2 protein-coding genes are annotated in these 1,213 nt (G+C 39.9%); both read left to right on the top strand.

Annotated features, from left to right (window positions below):
• The coding region (locus tag ACY2RQ_RS19390; RefSeq protein ID WP_490114658.1) for a hypothetical protein at nt 1-571 on the top strand (571 nt) is incomplete at its 5' end.
• On the top strand, nt 568-780 hold the full coding sequence (locus ACY2RQ_RS19395) for a hypothetical protein (RefSeq protein WP_490114659.1): 213 nt from the start codon (nt 568-570) through the stop codon (nt 778-780). The genes ACY2RQ_RS19390 and ACY2RQ_RS19395, both read left to right, overlap by 4 nt.
• Nucleotides 781-1,213 lie beyond the last annotated feature (433 nt).

Below are 1,213 nucleotides of genomic sequence, written 5' to 3' on the forward strand. Positions count from 1 at the left end.
ACACAAAAATAACAACGGAGTCAATATGAGAGCTACACACAAGGATGCTGAAACACGATATGAAGAATATCGAGCATTAGCGCATGATGCTACAAAGGAAGCTCTTCCATATACAGACAAGAATTTAATTGATCTAAAACCCATCAATTCCAAAGCATTGCTACAAGCAAAATCCTGGAGTCTATTACCATCGAGACAAGTAGAATGGGAGTGGTATGAAGGCTACAAAGATTATGCATTCCGAAACCCGAAACGTTTTGAATTAGCTTTGTGGTATGGAGATACTTTGAGTAGCCTAAGCTTAGGAAGACCTTCTTATCACGGTTCAAGATTAAGAATTGATTTTGTTGAAGCACGACCAGAAGACAATAAATTAAAAGGGAGAGTTGTTCCTATTGTTTTATCGGCTGCCGAACTATATGCAGATATTATCGGAGCAGATGAACTCAGGATAATAGACCCCATTGATAGTAAATTAATCGACTATTATTCATCATTCGGCTATAAATATCACTCAGGGCAAACTCGTAAAGAGAAGCATTATCTCTCTAAAAGGATTATTCACTCATGAGCAGACAAAATAGAAGGCCGCTAACCAAGAGTGAAGCTGTAAAAAAAGCAAGAAAAATTGCTAGTAGCAATCCAACATATTTACCAGATGAACCTACAACCATCGGCTCACCTGAAAACTTAACCGATGAGGAACATGAAAATGGATCAGAAAGAGAAGAAAAGCGAAACCGAAGCCAAAGACCTCAAGGAAGCAAAAGAAAGAGTTAAAAAGAAAATTCCTCAATTACCAATTAAAACAAAGCCCTTCACAGGGTAAGTGCAATTTGTATGCTAACAAGTAAATCCAGGTGACGCCTACGGCGCACCTGATTTAAGCGTTAGGCGAAGCTGAGTCAACTTCAATTTTGAAAAGTAACATCCTTTATTGTGTTGGCTGGCGTTGGGAGAGATTGGAGTTTTTTCCCTGAGTTGCGCCGCAATTTAAATTTGTGTCGGCGTCGAGTAAAGCGTTTGCGGCGTTTTAGCTCTGTATTCTGGCCTTCGAGTCGCCAACGCCAGCATAGCGATTGTGCAAAAATCACCAAGCAAACAACTGTGTCCAACCTTGAAAAAGCATCGGCTTTATTGTGTAATGCTGGCAGCAAACATCTGAGCTCATTCCTTTTTAGGTAGCGCCGTCTATGTTTCGTAAAAGTTTACA

It is taken from the genome of Parendozoicomonas sp. 209JJ7-1, assembly GCF_058147085.1.